Source organism: Kordiimonas lipolytica (assembly GCF_001550065.1).
Genome location: NZ_LRUB01000011.1, coordinates 304347 through 323770 on the forward strand (window position 1 = coordinate 304347; position 19424 = coordinate 323770).

The following is a 19424-nucleotide window of genomic DNA, read 5'->3' on the forward strand; positions in this document are numbered from 1 at the left end:
GGCCCGGCGGAAGCATTCAATAGTGAAGGAAACGCAGTGAAACAGTGCAAGACAATGGCTGAAGTGCGAGAAGAGATCGACCGGGTCGACCGTTTGATCGTGCCGCTCCTCCTGGAACGCCTGCAGTATATTGCACAAGCTGGTCATATCAAACCCAATCGGAGCGCTGTTCGCGATAACTGGCGTGTTGAGGACGTGGTCTCTAAAGCCAAATCAGTGGCAGAGCAGCAGTCCGGTAACCAATCCTACATCGAGGATATCTATCGCCATTTGATCGAATGGAGCATCAATCACGAATTTGGCGTCTGGGATATGGCCCACCAGGATGTAAGTGAAGGTTGAGGCCGCTATTTAGTGCAGCTAGTGCACGTACTGACGGTAGGGTCGAGCTCCAACCGTTTTTCCGGAATTTCATCGCCACAAACCAGGCAATATCCATATTCGTCTTCGTTCAGGCGGGCCAGAGCCGCTTCTATGCGTAGCAGGGTGGCCTGACGACGTTCCGCAATGGCATTATTCATGGCCTGGCTTTGCAAGGCATCCATGCGCGACAGGCGGCCTACGCGCGACTGGTCAAGCTCAACGGCCTGACGACCTTCAAGAGCATCCTGATTGAGAGATTCGAGGTCCTGACGCAAATGGTTGAGCTTGTTGCGCCAATAAGAGGATTTTTTTTCGCTTCTGATCATGAAAAATACAATAGGCAGAAGATGAATATTGTTTCTAGTTCAAATTGAGGATTGTTATTTTCTGGCAGCCGTAAGGTTGTATTTTGCTTCATTTTTTTCGAGTTCAGTCAACCTGCCCATTTGGTCAGGAATAAATCCCCGCCAAGCTATTGAATGATCGATGAAATATTTGTCTTGGAAAAGGCCGAAAGCCTACTGTATTATATATCTGTAACGACTAATTCGGCCTTGGCCGGACGTTACCTAACCCAGAGGGCTTACCCCCATCGCCCTCTGGGTTTCTTATTGCCAAATTTCAGCTGATATTTTACTCGGCGGCCGATTTTCCAGCAGCGATCGTTTCTTCAACATGCTTCCGGCGCGCATCATGTTCATCCGCCACAGCCATGTCATTCGCCTGCATGGCGTCGATATCGATGTTGGCAAAGCCCAGGATACCCATCTGGCCGTAAGCGTGCTGAATCTTGTCACCCCACAAGCCTATATCTTTTACCACGGGCACAATACGGCTGAACAGATTGGTGCGGAACATTTGCATACCCTGGCTGTTCTCCAGGAATTCAAGGCATTCCTTCATCGGAAAACCGAGGTTTTCCCAAACTTCTTTGTTCTGGAACCGGTCGCGCATCAGGTAGCAAGCCTCGATCAGAAATTCTTCTCGTTCGTCCCGCTCAGCCTGTGTCAGCTCTGGGTAGTAATCGCGAAGGGCCAGGCGCCCAAAAGCTACATGCCGCGCTTCATCTTGCATGACATAGGCGTTCACGGCCGAGGCCAAAGGATCTGTGCTGTGATCACGGATGTTGGAAAATGCAGCAAGTGCCAACCCTTCGATCACCACTTGCATTCCCAGGTAGGTCATATCCCAACGGCTGTCGCGCAATACTTGATCCAGAAGTGTCTTCAGCGGGCCGGTGATTGGGTAGGCAAGGCCGATTTTTTCAACCAGTTTCTTGTATGTCTCCACATGGCGCGCTTCATCCATCACCTGGGTGGATGCATAGAATTTGGCTTCCATATCCGGGACGTTTGTCACGATTTTGGCGCTGCAAATCAGCGCGCCTTGTTCGCCATGCAGGAACTGGCTGTTGCTCCAGGCTGCCTGGTGCCGGCGTGCCTCGCCTTGTTCCTTACGGGACATCTTCATAAAGAAGTCAGCGCCATAGAGCGGAAACAGCTCAATAGGAATGCCTAGAGGGTCGTCCGGGTCCAGTTCGTGCGACCAGTCGATGCGGGATTCCGTATCCCACTGCATGCTCTTGCCTTTGTTATAGAGCCCAAGCAGATCTTTCCGCTCGTCGCTATAATTCCAGTTGAACAAGGCGTCATAGTCCTGGGGCACATCCCAGGAACAATCTTCAAGTGCTGCCGCGTAAATTGGGTCCAGTGCCATCGGATACATCCCTCCATCATCCCGCACATTTATAGACGAGGAAGTCTAGTAAAGAATCCCACGCCTAGCAATAGTAATGACAATATTGTCAATAAAGTCGGTATAAAAAAGGCAGCCGCGAAATCCCGCGACTGCCAAGGTTACCAGGGAGAGAAGGGCTCCGAGGTTAAAGAGTTTAAGGCCTTAGAAGCTAAGCTTCTGCGAGCCTTTGCCGAACTCTGGGTAGGCCTCGAGGCCCAGTTCAGCGAGGTCTGTGCCCAGTTCCTCGTCAGATTCGTCAAGACGAATGCCGATGGTGAGCTTGAGTGCGTACCAGACGATGCCGCTTGCGATCACAACGAAAGCACCGATTGCAAGAACACCCATCAACTGAGCCAGGAACGTAGTGTCTGAGTTGGTCAGGGCGACCGCAAGCGTCCCCCAAATGCCGCAAACGAGGTGAACGGACACCGCACCGACAACATCATCGATCTTGAGCTTGTCGAAGAATGGCACGGCAAACACCACCAATACGCCACCGAAGGCACCAATCAGCGATGCAGACCATGGCTCTGGCGTCAGTGGCTCTGCCGTGATGGAAACCAGACCAGCAAGCGCACCGTTCAGCACCATGGAAAGGTCAACCTTCTTGTAGACCAGCTTGGTGGTCAGCATTGCGGCAATAGCACCGCCGGCAGCTGCCATGTTGGTATTAACAAAGATGTTGGATACCGCGATGCTGTCGCCAGCTGTGCCGAGAGCGAGCTGAGACGCACCGTTAAAGCCGAACCAGCCGAGCCAAAGAATGAAGGTGCCCAGAGTAGCGAGCGGCAGGCTGGAGCCAGGCATCGGGCGAACCTTACCTTCAGCCGAATAGCGACCAAGACGTGGGCCGAGGATGATGGCGCCAACAAGAGCCGCCCAACCGCCAGCAGAGTGAACGAGGGTTGAACCCGCGAAATCAGAGAACTCCGCACCGAATGCACTTGCAAACCCTTCGGAGTTCAGCCAGCCGCCGCCCCATTCCCAGGAACCCTGGATCGGATAGATGATACCCGCCAGAACAGCCGTGAAGATCAGGAACGGAAAGAGCTTGATGCGCTCAGCAACCGTACCAGAGACGATCGAAGCTGTGGTGGCAACGAACACCATCTGGAAGAAGAAGTCTGAACCGGCAGCATAACCTGATGGGTCATGTTGTGCACCTTCTGCCAATGCGGCTGCGTCGTCAGGCGACCAGAGCGAGAAGAAGGTGCCGAAATAGCCACCGTCGACGCCTGAATACATCAGGTTATAACCCATCAGCATCCACATCAGGCTCGCCAGCGCATATAGCGTAACATTCTTGAGGCAGATTTCCGCAACATTCTTGGAGCGAACTAGGCCCGCTTCAAGCATAGCGAAGCCGGCTGCCATCCACATAACCAGGAAGCCGCCGATCAGGAACAGAAGTGTATTAAAGATAAAGGCGGTCTCGCCAGTGACTTCGGCCCTTGCGGGAACGGTCATCAGCGTCGCACCGAGGCCAACTAGGGCCAGCTTTTTGAGTGTCGATTTTTCAAACATTGATAATACTCCCTTAAAGCGCAGCCGAGTCTGTTTCGCCGGTCCGGATACGGATCACCTGATTGAGGTCGAGCACGAAAATCTTGCCGTCGCCGATTTGGCCAGTGTGACCGCTTTGCTGGATGGCCTCGATGGCTTGCGCCGCTACAGCGTCGTCGGTGGCGACCTCGAGTTTTACTTTGGGCAGAAAATGAACTTCATATTCGGCACCACGATAAATTTCTTTCTGGCCGCGCTGGCGCCCATAGCCCTGGACTTCGGTAACGGTCATACCGTTGATGCCGATTTCAGCCAGGGCATCCCGAACTGGATCAAGCCGGTGCGGCTTAATGATCGCGATGATGTATTTCATGACAACTCCCTATGGTTGGTCTCGTTCGGGAGCTCTATCAGCAGGTTCCGTGCCAGTTCTTGAAATATAAGTATAGCAACGGTTTCAGCTTCTTTATGAAAATTGCTGGCGACAATTTATGCACAAAAAATATCGATTGCACAAAATTTGTGCATATAGCTGAGCTTAATAAAGGCAAGGGGAAATATCGCGTTAGCCGTTGCCTTTCGGCTGGTAATCTATAGCCACCTAACGACAGGAGGAATCAATGAAAGTTTACGGTGATAGCCGATCCGGCAACTGCCTGAAGGTAAAGTACGTCTGTGACTATCTGAAAATGCCATATGAATGGGAGGAGGTTGATGTCCTGTCAGGTTTCACCCGCACGCCAGACTTTCTGGCTATTAATCCAGCCGGCCAGATTCCGACGGTCGTGTTTGATGATGGTCGGATACTGTCACAATCGAACGCTATCATAAGATATCTAGCGCGTGATAGCGGCCTGATTCCCTCCGACGACTGGCAGCAGGCCAAGATGGATGAATGGCTTTTCTGGGAACAATACAGCCATGAGCCAGCGATTGCTGTGGTCCGCTTCCTGGTGGCCCTTAAAGGTGTTCCGCGATCCGAGATCGATCAGACTCTGGTCAGCAAGGGCGATGCCGCGCTTGACCGGATGGAACTCCAGCTTAGTCAGCAAGATTATCTGCTCGGTGACACCTTGTCGCTCGCGGATGTCGCACTCGTAGCCTATACCCAGTTCGCGGAAGAGGGCGGATTTAGCCTTGAAACCCGGCCCGCCGTTCAGGCATGGCTCCAACGGGTCAAAAGCAGGTTAACCAGCTGATCAATCAATTGGAGGGCTGCTGCAGTGCCCTAGCTCGGCGCTGGGCCTCGATGATATTATTGGGGCCCGACTGCATACAGCGGCTGGTGAGAATGCCGAAGACTTCCTGCCCGCTGGTAGCCTGGCCCGTCATAACCAACTGGAAGCCGTGTAGCCCCGCCGCTTCACCCATCAGTTCAAGCGACCCATCACCCATATTGTTGATAGAGGCCTTGACCTCAGGGTTGCCTTTTCGTTCCACGGCCTTGGCCATGCCTTCCAGCAACTCCTTGTTCTTGCCGGAAACCATTTCAACAACTTCTGAAAACTTAAGTGGCATCAGAAAGTCTATCGCTGCAGCACCCACATTCCCATAATAGCTGCAGATTTCCTCTTGGCTGGCCGCATCGGCTGCTGGGCCAGAAAGGCTGGCTGCCACGCCCATAATCAGGCTTGTTGTCATCGTTGTCTTCTTCATGACCTTACCTTCATCGGTTGCTGTATGACGCCATTATGTCAGGCGCGCCTGAACATCGGCTGAATAAATGCGTCAGAATAATGAGGATCAGAACAAAAAAAGGCCACCCATGGGGTGACCTTTTTATTGGCGGGCAGGGTGGGATTCGAACCCACGAAGGGCTTGCACCCTTGCCGGTTTTCAAGACCGGTGCATTCAACCGCTCTGCCACCTGCCCAGATGGTGATAAGTCGAAAACAGGGACGCTTTTTAGCGACTGTTTTCCTGTCCGTCCAGCCCAATTATTACGAAAATTGTTTCTGGGATAAAAAGCCTGTGGAAAAGGCGGCTTCGCGCCTTGCACATGGGGCTCTTACTTGTTAGACAAGTCTGTCCGGCCACACCATATATCGGGGGTACCTGTCGGTGGGCTGACTATATATTTGAGTTTATATTTGTTTCGGGGACCGCGGCTGCTTTTATTAGCGCTGCATAATCAAGGGGCTGAAGCTGGTGAGCGACAACACACCCATTACGCCGGAAGAGCGGGATATCCAGCCAATCACCATCGAAGATGAGATGAAGGCATCATACCTCGATTACGCTATGAGCGTAATTGTATCGAGGGCACTGCCGGACGTGCGGGACGGCCTGAAGCCGGTACACCGCCGGATTCTCTTCTCCATGCACGAACAAGGCTATGAATGGAACAAGCCATTCCGCAAGTCGGCACGTATCGTTGGTGACGTGATGGGTAAATACCACCCGCACGGCGATAGCGCGATTTATGACGCCTTGGTGCGGATGGCGCAGGACTTCTCCATGCGCGCGCCTCTTGTGGACGGCCAGGGTAACTTTGGCTCCATGGACGGCGATAGCGCGGCGGCCATGCGGTACACCGAAGCCCGGATGGACAAGGTTTCCTCGATGATCCTTGCGGATATCGACAAGGATACCGTGAACTTCCAGCCTAACTATGACGAAAGCGAGCACGAACCGATTGTTCTGCCCGCCCGCTTCCCGAACCTGCTGGTAAATGGTGGCACCGGTATTGCGGTAGGTATGGCGACAAACATTCCGCCGCACAGCCTGCGGGAAGTGATCGACGGTGTTTTTGCCGTGATCGACAATCCGGACATCGACGCAATGGGCTTGATGGAACACATCAAGGGCCCCGATTTCCCTACGGGCGGCATTATCATGGGCGTTGGCGGCATTCGCCAGGCTTATGAAACCGGCAAGGGCTCTATCACAATCCGCAGCCGCACCCATGTTGAGGAGATCCGCAAGGACCGCTGGGCCATCGTGATCACCGAGATCCCGTTCCAGGTGAACAAATCCTCGATGATCGAAAAGATCGCCGAATGCGTTCAGCAGAAACGCATTGAGGGCATTTCGGATATCCGGGACGAATCCGACCGCGACGGTGTACGAGTGGTGGTTGAGCTGAAGCGCGACGGCGTGGCAGATGTAATCCTGAACCAGCTGTACCGTTTCACCCCGGTTCAAACCAGCTTCGGCATCAATATGCTGGCGCTGGATGGGGGCAGGCCAGAGCAACTTTCGCTCAAGCGTGTGCTGCAGGCCTTTATCGACTTCCGCGAGGAAGTAATCACCCGCCGCACCAAATTCGAACTGGGCAAGGCACGCGACCGCGCGCACATCATGCTCGGCCTTGTGACAGCGGTTGCCAACATTGATGAAGTAGTGGCGACAATCCGAACAGCACCGTCGCCTGCTGCTGCACGCGAGGCCCTAGCAGCCCGCAAATGGGACGCAACAGAAATCCTGCCGTATCTTGAGCTGATCAACGAGATGAGCCACCTGAACGATGATGGCACCTACCAGCTGTCTGAAGCTCAGATCAAGGCGATTCTTGACCTCCGCCTGCACCGCCTGACCGCCCTCGGTCGCGACGAAATCGGCGGAGAGCTGGAAGAACTGGCACTGAAGATCCGCGAATATCTCGAAATCCTTCAGTCCCGCGTGAAGCTTTACGAAGTGCTGCGCGGTGAGCTTGAAGCGGTTCGTGCGGAATTTGGCGACGACCGACGCACTGAGATCGATATGAACGCCATCACAGGCTTCGATGATGAAGACCTGATCGCACGCGAAGATATGGTCGTAACAGTTACACAGAGCGGTTACATCAAACGCGTACCGCTGGCCACATACCGGGCTCAGCGCCGCGGCGGGAAAGGGCGCTCCGGCATGCAGACGAAGGATGAGGATTTCCTTTCCACCGTCTTCGTTGCCGATACCCACACGCCGGTGCTGTTCTTCTCGAACCTCGGCCAGGTATACAAAATGAAGGTGTGGAAGCTGCCGCTTGGTAACCCGCAGTCGAAAGGTAAGCCGGTGATCAACCTGCTCCCACTGAAGCAGGGCGAAACCATCGCGACAATTCTTCCGCTTCCAGAGGATGAAGATACCTGGGGCGAGCTGCAGGTCATGTTCGCGACAGCCTTTGGCAATGTTCGGCGCAACAAACTTTCCGACTTCTCCAATGTTATGTCGAACGGTAAGATTGCTATCCGGTTCTCAGATGACGATGACAAGCTGATCGGTGTGGATGTCTGCACTGAAGACGACCACGTGCTTCTGGCGGCCAAAAAAGGCCGCGCGATCCGCTTCAAGGCAACAGACGTTCGCCTGTTCGCGGGCCGGACATCCACCGGTGTTCGCGGCATGAAGTTCGGTAAGGGTGACGAAGTCGTATCGATGAAGGTGATCAACGGCACAGATGCCACGACTGAAGAACGCGATGCGTATCTTAAGGCAGCGCCGTGGAAGACCGAGCCCGGCGAGCAAACGCTTTCAGACGAAAGGATGGCGGAACTGCAGGCCACAGAGCAGTTTATTCTTACCGTGACTAACCAGGGCTTTGGTAAACGCACCTCAAGCCATGAATACCGTCTGACCGGTCGTGGTGGTCAGGGCATTTGGAATGTGCCTTCTGATGAGCGCCTGCGGAAACAGATCGGTGACGTTGTGATGGCATCGCCGATTACCGACGACGAGCAGATTATGATGGTTACCGACCATGGCAAGCTGATCCGTACGCCGGTTCATGATGTTCGAATTGCCTCGCGGAACACCAAGGGGGTGACACTCTTCAAGGTGGCTGATGGTGAAACGATTGTGTCGGTAGCCAAACTTCAGGAATCTGAAGAGGATGAAGACGTTGAAGAAGGCGCTGATGGCACGGCTGAAGTCGAGGGTACTGAGGCTGAGTCAGGTGCCACAGAAGCGCCTGAAGAACCTGAGGCTGAATAAGACATTATTCATCTAGATCAATTTATTAACGCCCGGTCTTCACATGGAGGATCGGGCGTTTAACTATTGATCAGGAGAAGCGCACAAGCTCCTACCGCCAGGATCGTGCCTGAAATCTTGCTTATCAGGGAAACTGAACCCTTGCGCTTCAGTACCTCTCGCGCCCCAGTGGCTGCCAAAACCCAGATACAGTCCAGAAACGGGGCAAGGATAGCAAACGCGACAGACAGAGTGATCAATTGCGGCATCACCGGCAAGTCAGGCGATATAAACTGTGGGAAAAAAGCCGCAAAAAACAAAATGGCTTTTGGATTGGTCGCCGCAACCGCAATCGCCGCCGTGAAGGCCTTTCCGGGCGTGCGTTCGACCACAATTTTCTTCGGGTCAGCGCCTACATCGCTTTTGCGGAACGATTTGAATGCCAAATAGGCCAGATATGCTGCGCCGCCATAGCGCACCGCACTGAGAACATCGTCCGACAGGAACTCGATAATCGCTGAAAACCCAAGCAGATAGACCGACAGCATAATGATGCCAACCACTTCGGCGCCTGCCACAACCGCAAGGCCATGTTTCGGGCTTTCATTCAAGGTTTCGGCGATTATCAGGCTTACAATCGGCCCAGGTGTCAGCACCAGCAGCGTCACAGCGCCAAGAAATAGCCAGAAAAGAAGCGGGTCAACGGGCAGAGCCATGGCAAAATCTTCCTCGACAGCGTACGATTGTGCTCTAAATGGCACTTGGCCCTTGTTTTTTGGGGCAGTTTCGGGAATGTTGCTGGCAAGCAACCATATTGCAAGACTTTTTCTTGGGGAGTAGCTGTGACAAAACAGCGTATAGGCGTATATCCTGGCACGTTCGATCCAATCACTAACGGGCACCTCGACATTATCAAGCGCGGCCTGCGCCTTGTCGACAAAATGGTTATTGGTGTGGCCACCAATCCTAGTAAAGATCCGTTATTTACACTGGAAGAACGAGTGGCAATGGTTGATGCCGGTGCGAGGCCAATGGCAGAAGCTGCAGCCGTGGAGTTTGAAGTGGTGCAGTTCGATGAGCTGCTGATGCACTTTGCAGAGCGGGTGAATGCCTCCATCATCATTCGTGGCCTGCGCGCCGTAGCGGATTTTGAGTATGAATTCCAGATGACTGGCATGAACTATCAGATAAATCCTGATATCGAGACCGTCTTCCTGATGGCCGACCCCCGGTACCAGACCATTGCGTCACGTCTCGTGAAAGAAGTGGCGCGCTATGGCGGCAATATCAAGAGCTTTGTACCTGCAGACGTTGCAGCGGCCGTGGTTAAACGTGTCGCTGAGTCAAAGCGGGCCTAATGGTCAAGGTTTCAGCGAACAGAAGTATCTAAAATGAAACGAATTCTGATTTTACTAGCAATGATGGTGGGCTTCATGAACGACTCTAATGCAATGGAACTGGATAAGGAAAATACCCTTTATCTTGATTTGGAAACTGGCCGCGTGGTGATCGCCATGCGCCCGGACAAGGCCCCAAAACACGTGGAGCGCATCAAGCAATTGGTGCGCGACGGCTTCTATGACGGCCTTGTGTTCCACCGTGTCATTGAAGGCTTCATGGCTCAGGGCGGCGACCCGTTGGGGACCGGCGTTGGCGGTTCCGGCCAGAACATCCCCGCAGAGTTTAATGACCTGCCGCACCTGCGCGGGACAGTATCCATGGCGCGGGCCGCATCCCCAGATAGTGCAGATAGCCAGTTCTTCATCTGTTTCAATCGCTCGGCATTCCTTGATGGCGAATACACCGCCTGGGGCCGGGTTGTCGCAGGCATGGAACATGTGGATATGCTCAATCGCGGCGAGCCACCGGCCAATCCAAGCAAGATCGTTCGAATGCAGGTTGCAGCGGACGTTGAAGAATAGGGCGCGTTAGATCCGCACTCTTTAGAAGGCACCTCTTTGGGGTGCCTTTTTTGTTGCCGCTTGTCCTTTCCGCCAAGTTCCGATAAAAGCCCGCTCCATGGATGTAGACGTTTTCGATTTTGACCTGCCGAAAGACCGGATCGCACTTAGGCCCGTAGAGCCGCGCGATGCGGCCCGTATGCTTATTGTCGACAATGGCAAACTCATAGACGAGGGTGTCAAAAACCTAGTGGACCGGCTGACAGACAAAGATGTATTGGTTACGAACGATACCCGCGTAATTCCCGGGCGCCTGACTGGCAAGCGCGGCGAAGCCAAGATTGAAGTGACCCTGCATAAACGCGAAGACGCCACCACCTGGCGGGTGTTTGCCAAGAACGCCAAAAAATGTCGGCTCGGCGATATGCTGGATTTCGCAGGCCTCCAAGCGGAAGTGATCCATGTTGGCGAAGACGGCGAACGAACCCTCAAGTTCGATGTAGACCCTGCGGCAATGACCGCAGCCCTTGAAACTCATGGTGTCATGCCTCTGCCTCCCTATATTGCTTCGCAGCGAGGGGTGGATGAACGTGACAAGTCAGACTACCAGACTGTCTTTGCCCGCGAGGACGGCGCAGTAGCGGCGCCGACAGCTGGCCTCCATTTCACCCCAGAATTGCTCACGGCCCTAGATGCCAAAGGCGTGCAACGCCAAACGGTAACCCTCCATGTAGGGGCCGGAACCTTCCTGCCAGTTAAGGCCGACCGCACGGAAGATCATAAGATGCACAGCGAGTGGGGTGAAATCACGCCCGAAGTCGCTACAGCTCTGAATGAGGCCCGTGCCAAAGGTGGTCGCATAGTCGCCGTGGGCACCACGTCGCTTCGGCTTCTTGAAAGTGCCGCCGCGGAAGATGGAATCATTCATCCATTTTCGGCAGACACCGACATCTTCATCACGCCTGGCTACCACTTCAAGGGCGTGGATCTGCTGATGACCAACTTCCACCTGCCGAAATCAACGCTCTTTATGCTGGTTTCGGCCTTCGCTGGGCTGGAGACAATGAAAGCGGCCTACGCGCACGCTATCGCGGCAGAATATAGGTTCTATTCATATGGGGACAGCAGCTTGTTGTACCCGGAAATCAGGTGATCTATGGCTGAACGCTTCAAATATGACATCCACGCAACCGATGGCGCAGCACGGGCCGGCACCATACAGATGATGCGAGGCGAAATTCGCACGCCTGCCTTTATGCCGGTCGGTACGGCCGGTACCGTAAAGGCGATGATGCCAGAAAGTGTGAGGTCCACCGGCGCCGATATCCTGCTGGGCAACACCTACCATTTGATGCTGCGCCCAACAGCTGAGCGCGTGCACAAACTGGGTGGGCTCCATAAATTCATGAACTGGGACCGTCCGATCCTGACGGATAGCGGCGGCTTTCAGGTTATGTCACTGACTCAGCTCCGGAAAATGAGTGAAGAAGGCGTGACCTTCCAGTCGCATTTGGATGGTAGCAAGATCTTGCTGACGCCGGAGCGATCCATGGAAATCCAGCGCCTGCTAGGATCTGACATTGTGATGTGCTTCGATGAATGCACGCCGTATCCGGCCACAGAAGACCAGGCCAGGCAGTCCATGGAGCTGTCCATGCGCTGGGCGCGGCGGTCCCGTGACGGCTTCGACAGCGGTTCGGACCATGCGGCGCGCTCGGCGTTGTTTGGTATTGTGCAAGGCAGCGTCTATGAAGACCTTCGCTTCCGTTCGATCGATGCACTTCAGGAGATAGGCTTCGACGGCTATGCCGTAGGCGGTCTTGCTGTCGGCGAAGGCCAGGACATGATGTTCAAGGTCCTGGATTTCACTATGCCTCGCATGCCGAAAGAAACACCGCGCTACCTGATGGGCGTTGGCAAGCCTGACGATATCGTCGGCGCCGTTGAGCGTGGTATTGATATGTTCGACTGTGTCATGCCCACCCGCTCCGGGCGCACGGGGCAGGGCTTCACCTGGCGCGGCGCCATCAATATGAAAAACGCCCGCCACAAGGACGATATGCGCCCCATTCAGGAAGGATGTGCTTGCCCGGCTTGCACCCAGTATAGTCGTGCTTACGTACACCACCTGATCCGTGCAGGTGAAATTCTGGGAGCCATGCTGCTGACATGGCATAACCTCCAATTCTATCAGGATCTCATGGCAGGCCTGAGGCAAGCTATCACAGACGGTCGCCTGACCGACCATGCCAACAATTTTCGGGCCACCTATGCACTGGGCGATATTGACCCGCTCTGATCAGCGGACAACCACCGGAGAATAGAACCTGAGCGCGAGATCATCGCTGCTGCATGCAGAGCGTTTGGGCGGGCTTGATGGCGATTCCCAGAAGAATAAGACATCTTCCATCACACACTCCTTTTGCGCGTGCGTGACATGCCCCAACGCGCGGTAGCGCCTTATGAAATACGAGCTCGAGCCACGGAATGCCGTTTCCACCACTGACGGCGGCGTGACCGGGTCAAGCTCGCCGCTCAGGACCAGCGACGGAACTCTTGGGAGGTCCGGCATCTGGAACGCCTCTGGCGGCGTTACCGCAATGGCGTTACATGCGTATTGCTGGCGCCATGCAAGGTAACTCAGAAAAGGTGCCATCTCGGGGTACTCAAGCCTGTCGTCTTCAAGCGCGCGATACCAGATTGCCATCGGTAGTTCGCTGCACCGTATCAGATGGTGCATACCCGTATTCAATCCATCACCCGGAAAGAGCAACTGGTCCAGCAGCAAACCAAAGCGTTCCCGCATATTTTCTGGTGATGATCCGATGTAGGGTAGTATGGCAGCACGGGCAGGGGTTCTGAGCGCATGGAAGCTACTTATTAAAAGTTGCTCCCGCGTTGGCTTCGCATAGGCAGCAATTTGGCCTGTTATGATGTTCTTCAGTGCAACTGGCGCGGCAGTCGCTGCATTCTGCTGGGCAATTCCGCGAAGCAAATCCCGCTCAAGCCGGCCTCGCTTGGCTGGGCAGTAGAAATGGCTGCGGCAGTAACTGCTTAGTTCTTTCAAGGCATTGAAGAAATTACGTCCCGCATGCCAGAAGCCATCCACCCATGGGGTTTCGGGTGAATCAAGTGTTTGGGACAAGGTCCCTGTCCGGTCTAGTGTTGCCAGCGCAAGCGACACTCTGGCGCCATATGATTCGGCAAACAGGTGCCAGCCCTGTATGCCCAGTTTTTCGCGCAAACCATATAACTGGCCAGCAGTGATGAGGGTGCCGGGCGGGTCAAAGGAGCCATTATCCAAGGCCTCACGCACCCTTGAAAGACAAGCATCCAGCTTGGCCGCCTGCTGCTTTCTGCCATAGACAATGGCTTCTTCAGCTTTTGCAGCGATCCCCCAAACAGCGTCAGACGCGCCGTCGCTTTTGCAATCCAGGTGCAGCAAGCCGTCCGCCACGGCTGGGACCAGAATCACACGCTGTGTTTTCTCAGCCAAGGCTGCAAATCTCTTCGTCTGGGGCACTGCTAAACTGCCTGGACCGCCCAATAGGTAGAGCACAGGCGGTCGCGCAGTTTTTTCAGCCTCCTCTGACATGAAAACGTAAACATCGAAGAAACTACCCGCAGGCCTGCACAGCTCGCCAGACCGGGCTTTGAGCAAAAACGTCTCATCACACGGTTGTAGCTGACCAAGATCAGTCCCGGGGGATGCTGCGACGCCATGAAGCGCAACTGAAAAAAAATATAAGAGTGAAGCTGCGGCCATTATAAATTTATTCATGAAAATCAGCTTATCCTGCCTTTGAGATCGGCGCAATTCCGGGGTGCGGAGAAGGGGTGTCAGAAAAATTTCATTTTAGGTGACACTTTTGCTTGACGGTCAGGAATGATGCCCCTATGTTCCGCCGCGTTCCCGGGGGAAACGCTCCGACGAACATTTGTGTGAGGGCCCGTAGCTCAGCTGGTAGAGCAACTGACTTTTAATCAGTAGGCCACAGGTTCGAACCCTGTCGGGCTCACCAATTCGGAAAGGCTAGCGTGAAACATCGCTAGCCTTTTTTCGTTTTGCCCGCCACAAGCCCTTTTCCAGTGAAATATTTGAAATTGCCTCGAAAAAGCCGCCTTTCTCGACTTGTCTTTCAGGGGTAGGACAGCCTAAAGTCTACCCACGCATTATAGTTGAAAAGGGAGCGGTATAAACGATGCATAAGCGGCGTGTTTTGAAGTCTGTCCTGGGAATTTTCCTGTCACTAACCGTCTCACATGCCAGTTTTGCATCTGACGATGCCGCGTCTGCCGCTGCAGCCGTTCCACAGCCCGCACAGGATGCCGCTTTTAAAAGCTGGCTTGAAGGAGTCCGGACAGAGGCGCTGGAGCGAGGGATCAAGGCTGATACGCTTGATCAGGTTTTGCCAACAATCGTGCCCGTAGAGCGCGTCATCAAGCGGGATCGCAACCAACCCGAAGTCAAACAGACATATGCGCTTTACCTGAAAAGCCGTGTTAGCGAGTGGCGCAAGGAAAAGGGCGCCCTGATGATGAAAGAGCACGGCGAAGCGCTGCGCTCCGCAGGACAGCGCTTTGGTGTTCAGCCTCGCTTCATTGCAGCAATCTGGGGCATTGAGACCAACTATGGCACAGTGCCACTAAGTTACTCCGTTTTTGATGCTGTTGCGACGCTCGCATACGACAAGCGCCGGGCCACGCGCTTCCGCCGCGAATTGTTTGCAGCACTTGAAATCCTAGACAAAGGCTACGCAGAGTTTGACCTGATGAAGGGTTCCTGGGCTGGCGCCATGGGCCAACCTCAGTTCATGCCGGAAAGCTATCTCAAGTTTGCTGTCGACCATGACGGTGACGGTTCACCAAATATCTGGACCAGCAAGCCTGATGTCTTTGCCTCCATTGCCCATTACCTGAATTCCTACGGCTGGCAAGACGACCAGACCTGGGGCCGCAAGGTAAAGCTGCCCAAAGGCGGCGAGGTATCGCTTCAAGGCGCACAGACGGACGGCCTGAAGCCAGACAGCTGGTGTGCGGCTTATAAAAGCATGGGTGTCTGGCGTGACCTGCAGGACTGGCAAGCCCTGGGGGTCCGTCGCCTGAATGGCAAGGACCTGCCGCCACGCTCAATTCCGGCAGCGCTTATCGTAGGGGATGAAGGAGACGATGAAGGATATCTGGTTTACCGGAATTTCTGCTCCGTCATGCGCTATAACCCATCCTTCAAATATGCGCTGGCGGTTGGCCTTCTTTCTGACGTGATCGCGAAGGATTGATCCATCATGCGTAATCTCCTTCTTCTTCTCACCATGAGCGCCTTACTGGCGGGTTGTTCGTCATCGATGCGCCCTATTGGTCGCGGCATGCCTCAGAATGATGAATTACCGCGTGGCAGCCAAGGTGTGGAGCGGAAGGTAGGCAAGCCTTACAAGATAGCTGGAGTGTGGTATACGCCGGCAGAGCAGCCAAACTACGATGAAGTAGGGTATGCATCCTGGTATGGACGTGATTTCCACGGCAAGAAAACCGCCAACGGTGAAATCTATAATATGAACGCCCTGACGGCGGCACATAAGACATTGCCGCTGCCAACCTATGTCAAGGTCACCAACCTGGAGAACGGGCGTACCATCATCCTGCGGGTGAATGACCGCGGGCCATTCGTCAAGGGCAGGATCATTGATATCTCACGCCGAGGGGCCCAGCTTCTGGGTTTCGACAAGCAGGGCGTTACAAAGGTGCGCGTACAAGCCGTTGACGAGCATGGCCGTCCGCCGAAACTGCCAAGGACGCAGACAGCAAGCACCGCAGTAACAAGCGACGCGCATTTCATTCAGGTTGGCGCATACAGCCAGCGCGAAAACGCTGAAATCCAGGCACGCCGGCTTCGCGGACGGGGGCACGAGGCAAAGATCGAACAGTCTGCATCCAACGGCCGGATGCTTTGGCGGGTCCGCGTTGGCCCCTTCATTGAAATGCTTCTGGCTGAAGAGAAGCTTGACCGAATTGTAGCGGATGGGTTTTATGAGGCCCGAATTTTTACTGAATCGACGCGATGAGAAACAAGGGAAGGCAATGTTAAAAACAAAACTGGCAATAATCGGATGGACCATTTCGGCACTATTCGCGCTGACGGCACCAGCCACTGCCCAGCAAATGGCGACCCCGGCGAAACATGCCATCCTTCTTGATGCATCGACCGGCAGTATCCTTTTTGAAAAAGATGCTGATGAGCCTTTCCCACCAGCGTCCATGAGCAAGCTCATGACGGTTTATCTGGCATTTGATGCCATCAAACAGGGGACAATGCGGCTTGATGATGAGGTTGTCGTTTCAGACGAAGCCTGGCGCAACTGGAACAACCGTGGTTCCACCATGTTCTTGCGCGCACGCGATGTTGTAACGGTGGCAGACCTTCTTCGCGGTATTATTGTTCTTTCGGGCAACGATGCCTGCGTCGTGTTGGCAGAGCATATGGCTGGGTCCCAGAGCGTCTTCGCTGAGTGGCTTAACGCCAAAGCGACCGAACTTGGGCTGACAGGCAGCCATTTCGTGAATGCCAACGGCTGGCCTGCCGATGGCCATGTCATGACGGCTCGTGACCTGGCGACGCTTTCAATGCATCTGGTCAATGACTTCCCGGATCTTTACCCGATGTTTGCTGAGCGGGAATATCTTTATAAGAATTTCGATCGCAACAAATATAACCGCAACCCGCTTCTCGGGCGGTTTGCTGGCGCGGATGGTCTCAAAACCGGTCACACGGAAGAAGCTGGATACGGCCTTGCTGCCTCCGCCGAACGCGATGGCCGCCGTCTGGTTCTGGTTGTTGCAGGGCTGAATTCGATGAACGAACGGATGCGGGAAAGCTCACGCCTGATGCAGTATGGCTTCCGCAACTTCAGCCATTACCCGCTTTTCAAGGCAGGTGAGACCGTTGATTATGCAGAGGTATGGCTGGGTGAAGACAAAACTGTGCCAATGGTTGTGGGTGAAGATGTCGCCCTGACAATGTCACGCCTGCAGCGCGCCCAGATGAAGGTCAGCGTTGAATATACAAACCCCGCACCAGCACCGATTGCCACAGGCGACCAGCTCGGCGAACTTGTGATCGAAATGCCGGATCGTCCGGTCCTGCGCTTGCCGCTTTTGGCAGGTCAAGCCGTCGAAGAAGTCGGTGGTTTCGGCAAAATCGGCGCGGCATTTGAATATCTGATCTTCGGATCAGCGGGTGCGGAGCCAGGAAACTAATGAACGAATTTTCGCCGAAGTTTATCAGTTTCGAGGGCGGCGAAGGCGCTGGCAAGTCGACGCAAATTCGCCTGCTGGCCAAGTGGCTGACTGGCCGCGGCGTTGAAGTTGTCATGACCCGCGAACCAGGCGGGTCAACGGGCGCAGAGGAAATCCGAGAGCTTTTGGTAAAGGGTGAAACCGACCGCTGGACGCCGATGAGCGAGGCACTCCTTATGACTGCCGCCCGCGCAGAACATGTTGAACGGACAATCAAACCAGCGCTAAAACGCGGCGCTTGGGTTTTGTGCGACCGCTTCTTCGACAGCACCATTGCCTACCAGGGCGGTGCGCGGGGGCTTGGCATCGAAAAGATGCGTGATCTGCAGGATATGGCGCTTCATGGCCTGACGCCGGACCTCACGTTCATTCTTGATTTGCCTGTGGACGTTGGTTTGGCGCGCGCTTGCGGGCGCGAGGCCCTGCGGGAAGACCGGGAGGACCGGTTCGAACGGATGAATTTTGCATTCCACGAGAATATCCGGGACGCATACCTGAAAATCGCAGAAGCTGAGCCTGATCGATGCGTAGTGATTGATGCCAACCGCGATATCACAACACTGCAGAATGACCTGCGGGCGCAAGTGAACCACCGGTTTGTGGGCATGCAATGACCGAAGAGGCCGCTATATCACGTCACCCACGGGAGACAACGGCCGTTTTCGGGCATGAGGCAGCCGAACGGGAGTTCCTGAGCGCCTTTAACGCCGACCGCTTGCATCACGCATGGCTGATCACTGGCCCTAAGGGCATCGGCAAGGCCACGCTTGCTTGGAAGTTCGCCAAGTTCCTGCTGTCGCAGGATGGTGCGGACGCTGGTCCCGGGCTTTTCGGCGATGACCTGCCGCAAGAGGCCACATCCCTTGATGTGGAAGCTGACAATCCCGTTATTCAGCGCATTCTTTCAGGCGGTCATGGCGGCGTTGCTGTTGCTGAGCGCACAGAAAATGAGAAAACGGGAAAGCTTCGCGCAGATATTGTGATTGATGACGTTCGCAAGCTGACAAGCTTTTATTCACAAACAGCAAGCGAAGGCGGATGGCGAGTAGCCATCGTGGACGCCGCAGATGAAATGAACGCCAACGCGGCGAACGCGCTTCTGAAGCTGCTGGAGGAACCGCCAGCAAAATCCATCCTGTTCCTGGTTGCCCACTCGCCGGGCAAACTGCTGCCGACAATCCGCAGCCGTTGCCGAACCCTCAAGCTGAAGGCACTGGGCGAAGAAAGCGTGAAAGCCGTTCTTGTGGCTCGCTATCCTACGCTTGCCAGCGACGATCTGAACGCGTTGGCCCGCCTTTCGGGCGGGGCACCAGGCAAAGCGATTGAGTTGGCAGAACTAGGTGGCGTTGGTCTATACCGGGATATGGCTTCACAACTGGTCCGCCTGCCGCGTCTCAATACGCCGGATGTCCATGCCCTTGCGACACGGCTTGCAGCGCCCAAAGCAGATGCGGAATACCATTTGTTCATCGAGATGCTTCTGGGCTGGGTTGAACGTCTGGTGCGCCAAAGCGCAAGCGGCGTCAGCACAAATGACATTATGCAGGGCGAAGGCGCCGAAATGGCCAGAATTTCTGCAACGGCCGGGCTTGATAACTGGCTTGACCTGTGGGAAAAGATGGGCCGTTTGGTAAGCCGGGCTGACGCTGTCAACCTTGACCGCAAACAGGTGATTGTGAACCTGTTCACGTCGATCGGTGCTTTGGCGCGCGGCTAAACCGTTTTTGCTTTATTCAG

Annotated in this window: 19 protein-coding genes and 2 tRNA genes; 13 read left to right on the forward strand and 8 right to left on the reverse strand. The window is 54.7% G+C overall.

Annotation, left to right across the window (positions count from 1 at the left end):
- Positions 1-54: 54 nt before the first annotated feature.
- Positions 55-342 (forward strand): chorismate mutase, encoded by a 288-nt coding sequence (locus KORM41_RS05970; RefSeq protein ID WP_082719786.1) that lies wholly within the window; start codon positions 55-57, stop codon positions 340-342.
- A gap of 5 nt (positions 343-347) precedes the next feature.
- Here KORM41_RS05970 and KORM41_RS05975 read toward each other — a convergent pair whose 3' ends face one another.
- From KORM41_RS05975 to KORM41_RS05990, 4 genes are all read right to left on the reverse strand, one after another.
- The gene (locus KORM41_RS05975) at positions 348-689 is read right to left on the reverse strand and encodes a TraR/DksA family transcriptional regulator (RefSeq protein ID WP_068146016.1); all 342 of its coding nucleotides are present in this window, start codon (positions 687-689) and stop codon (positions 348-350) included.
- Between the two features lie 307 nt (positions 690-996).
- Complete coding sequence (locus tag KORM41_RS05980; protein ID WP_068146019.1) at positions 997-2079, reverse strand: ferritin-like domain-containing protein; 1083 nt, start codon at positions 2077-2079, stop codon at positions 997-999.
- Between the two features lie 183 nt (positions 2080-2262).
- Positions 2263-3624 (reverse strand): ammonium transporter family protein, encoded by a 1362-nt coding sequence (locus tag KORM41_RS05985; protein ID WP_068146023.1) that lies wholly within the window; start codon positions 3622-3624, stop codon positions 2263-2265.
- 13 nt (positions 3625-3637) lie between these two features.
- Complete coding sequence (locus KORM41_RS05990) at positions 3638-3976, reverse strand: P-II family nitrogen regulator (protein ID WP_068146026.1); 339 nt, start codon at positions 3974-3976, stop codon at positions 3638-3640.
- Positions 3977-4223: 247 nt separating this feature from the next.
- Between KORM41_RS05990 and KORM41_RS06000 the strand changes: the two genes are divergently transcribed.
- Entirely contained in the window at positions 4224-4802 is a 579-nt protein-coding gene (locus KORM41_RS06000; protein WP_068146031.1) for a glutathione S-transferase family protein, read from the forward strand.
- A gap of 4 nt (positions 4803-4806) precedes the next feature.
- On the opposite strand, the gene KORM41_RS06005 is transcribed toward KORM41_RS06000, so the two are convergent.
- Complete coding sequence (locus tag KORM41_RS06005; RefSeq protein WP_068146034.1) at positions 4807-5259, reverse strand: hypothetical protein; 453 nt, start codon at positions 5257-5259, stop codon at positions 4807-4809.
- A gap of 127 nt (positions 5260-5386) precedes the next feature.
- Positions 5387-5476 (reverse strand) — tRNA-Ser (locus KORM41_RS06010).
- Positions 5477-5751: 275 nt separating this feature from the next.
- On the opposite strand from KORM41_RS06010, the gene gyrA reads away from it, so the two are divergent.
- Positions 5752-8514, forward strand: a complete 2763-nt coding sequence (gene gyrA / locus KORM41_RS06015; protein ID WP_068146037.1) for a DNA gyrase subunit A — start codon at positions 5752-5754, stop codon at positions 8512-8514.
- Positions 8515-8573: 59 nt separating this feature from the next.
- Here gyrA and KORM41_RS06020 read toward each other — a convergent pair whose 3' ends face one another.
- Entirely contained in the window at positions 8574-9209 is a 636-nt protein-coding gene (locus KORM41_RS06020; protein WP_068146040.1) for a LysE family translocator, read from the reverse strand.
- Between the two features lie 126 nt (positions 9210-9335).
- On the opposite strand from KORM41_RS06020, the gene coaD reads away from it, so the two are divergent.
- The 4 genes from coaD (at position 9336) to tgt (ending at position 12693) form a co-directional block, all read left to right on the forward strand.
- On the forward strand, positions 9336-9851 hold the full coding sequence (coaD, locus tag KORM41_RS06025) for a pantetheine-phosphate adenylyltransferase (protein ID WP_068146044.1): 516 nt from the start codon (positions 9336-9338) through the stop codon (positions 9849-9851).
- 75 nt (positions 9852-9926) lie between these two features.
- Positions 9927-10415 (forward strand): peptidylprolyl isomerase, encoded by a 489-nt coding sequence (locus KORM41_RS06030; protein WP_231727165.1) that lies wholly within the window; start codon positions 9927-9929, stop codon positions 10413-10415.
- Between the two features lie 97 nt (positions 10416-10512).
- Entirely contained in the window at positions 10513-11547 is a 1035-nt protein-coding gene (queA, locus tag KORM41_RS06035) for a tRNA preQ1(34) S-adenosylmethionine ribosyltransferase-isomerase QueA (RefSeq protein ID WP_068146050.1), read from the forward strand.
- A gap of 3 nt (positions 11548-11550) precedes the next feature.
- Complete coding sequence (gene tgt, locus KORM41_RS06040) at positions 11551-12693, forward strand: tRNA guanosine(34) transglycosylase Tgt (protein ID WP_068146053.1); 1143 nt, start codon at positions 11551-11553, stop codon at positions 12691-12693.
- On the opposite strand, the gene KORM41_RS06045 is transcribed toward tgt, so the two are convergent.
- Positions 12694-14175 carry an alpha/beta hydrolase gene (locus KORM41_RS06045; protein ID WP_082719787.1) on the reverse strand — a complete coding sequence of 494 codons (1482 nt, stop codon included), beginning with the start codon at positions 14173-14175 and terminating at the stop codon, positions 12694-12696. It lies immediately after the preceding gene.
- Between the two features lie 165 nt (positions 14176-14340).
- On the opposite strand from KORM41_RS06045, the gene KORM41_RS06050 reads away from it, so the two are divergent.
- The 6 genes from KORM41_RS06050 (at position 14341) to KORM41_RS06075 (ending at position 19404) form a co-directional block, all read left to right on the forward strand.
- Positions 14341-14416 (forward strand) — tRNA-Lys (locus KORM41_RS06050).
- A 180-nt stretch (positions 14417-14596) separates the two neighbouring features.
- Entirely contained in the window at positions 14597-15673 is a 1077-nt protein-coding gene (locus KORM41_RS06055; RefSeq protein ID WP_082719788.1) for a lytic murein transglycosylase, read from the forward strand.
- 6 nt (positions 15674-15679) lie between these two features.
- A complete protein-coding gene (locus tag KORM41_RS21715) occupies positions 15680-16456 on the forward strand; it encodes a septal ring lytic transglycosylase RlpA family protein (protein WP_156431912.1) in 777 nt (258 codons plus the stop codon).
- Between the two features lie 16 nt (positions 16457-16472).
- Positions 16473-17648 carry a D-alanyl-D-alanine carboxypeptidase family protein gene (locus tag KORM41_RS06065; RefSeq protein WP_068146064.1) on the forward strand — a complete coding sequence of 392 codons (1176 nt, stop codon included), beginning with the start codon at positions 16473-16475 and terminating at the stop codon, positions 17646-17648.
- The gene (tmk, locus tag KORM41_RS06070; protein ID WP_068146068.1) at positions 17648-18301 is read left to right on the forward strand and encodes a dTMP kinase; all 654 of its coding nucleotides are present in this window, start codon (positions 17648-17650) and stop codon (positions 18299-18301) included. Before KORM41_RS06065 ends, tmk begins: the two co-directional genes overlap by 1 nt.
- The gene (locus tag KORM41_RS06075) at positions 18298-19404 is read left to right on the forward strand and encodes a DNA polymerase III subunit delta' (protein WP_068146071.1); all 1107 of its coding nucleotides are present in this window, start codon (positions 18298-18300) and stop codon (positions 19402-19404) included. The genes tmk and KORM41_RS06075 overlap by 4 nt, the downstream gene beginning before the upstream one ends.
- Positions 19405-19424: the final 20 nt, after the last annotated feature.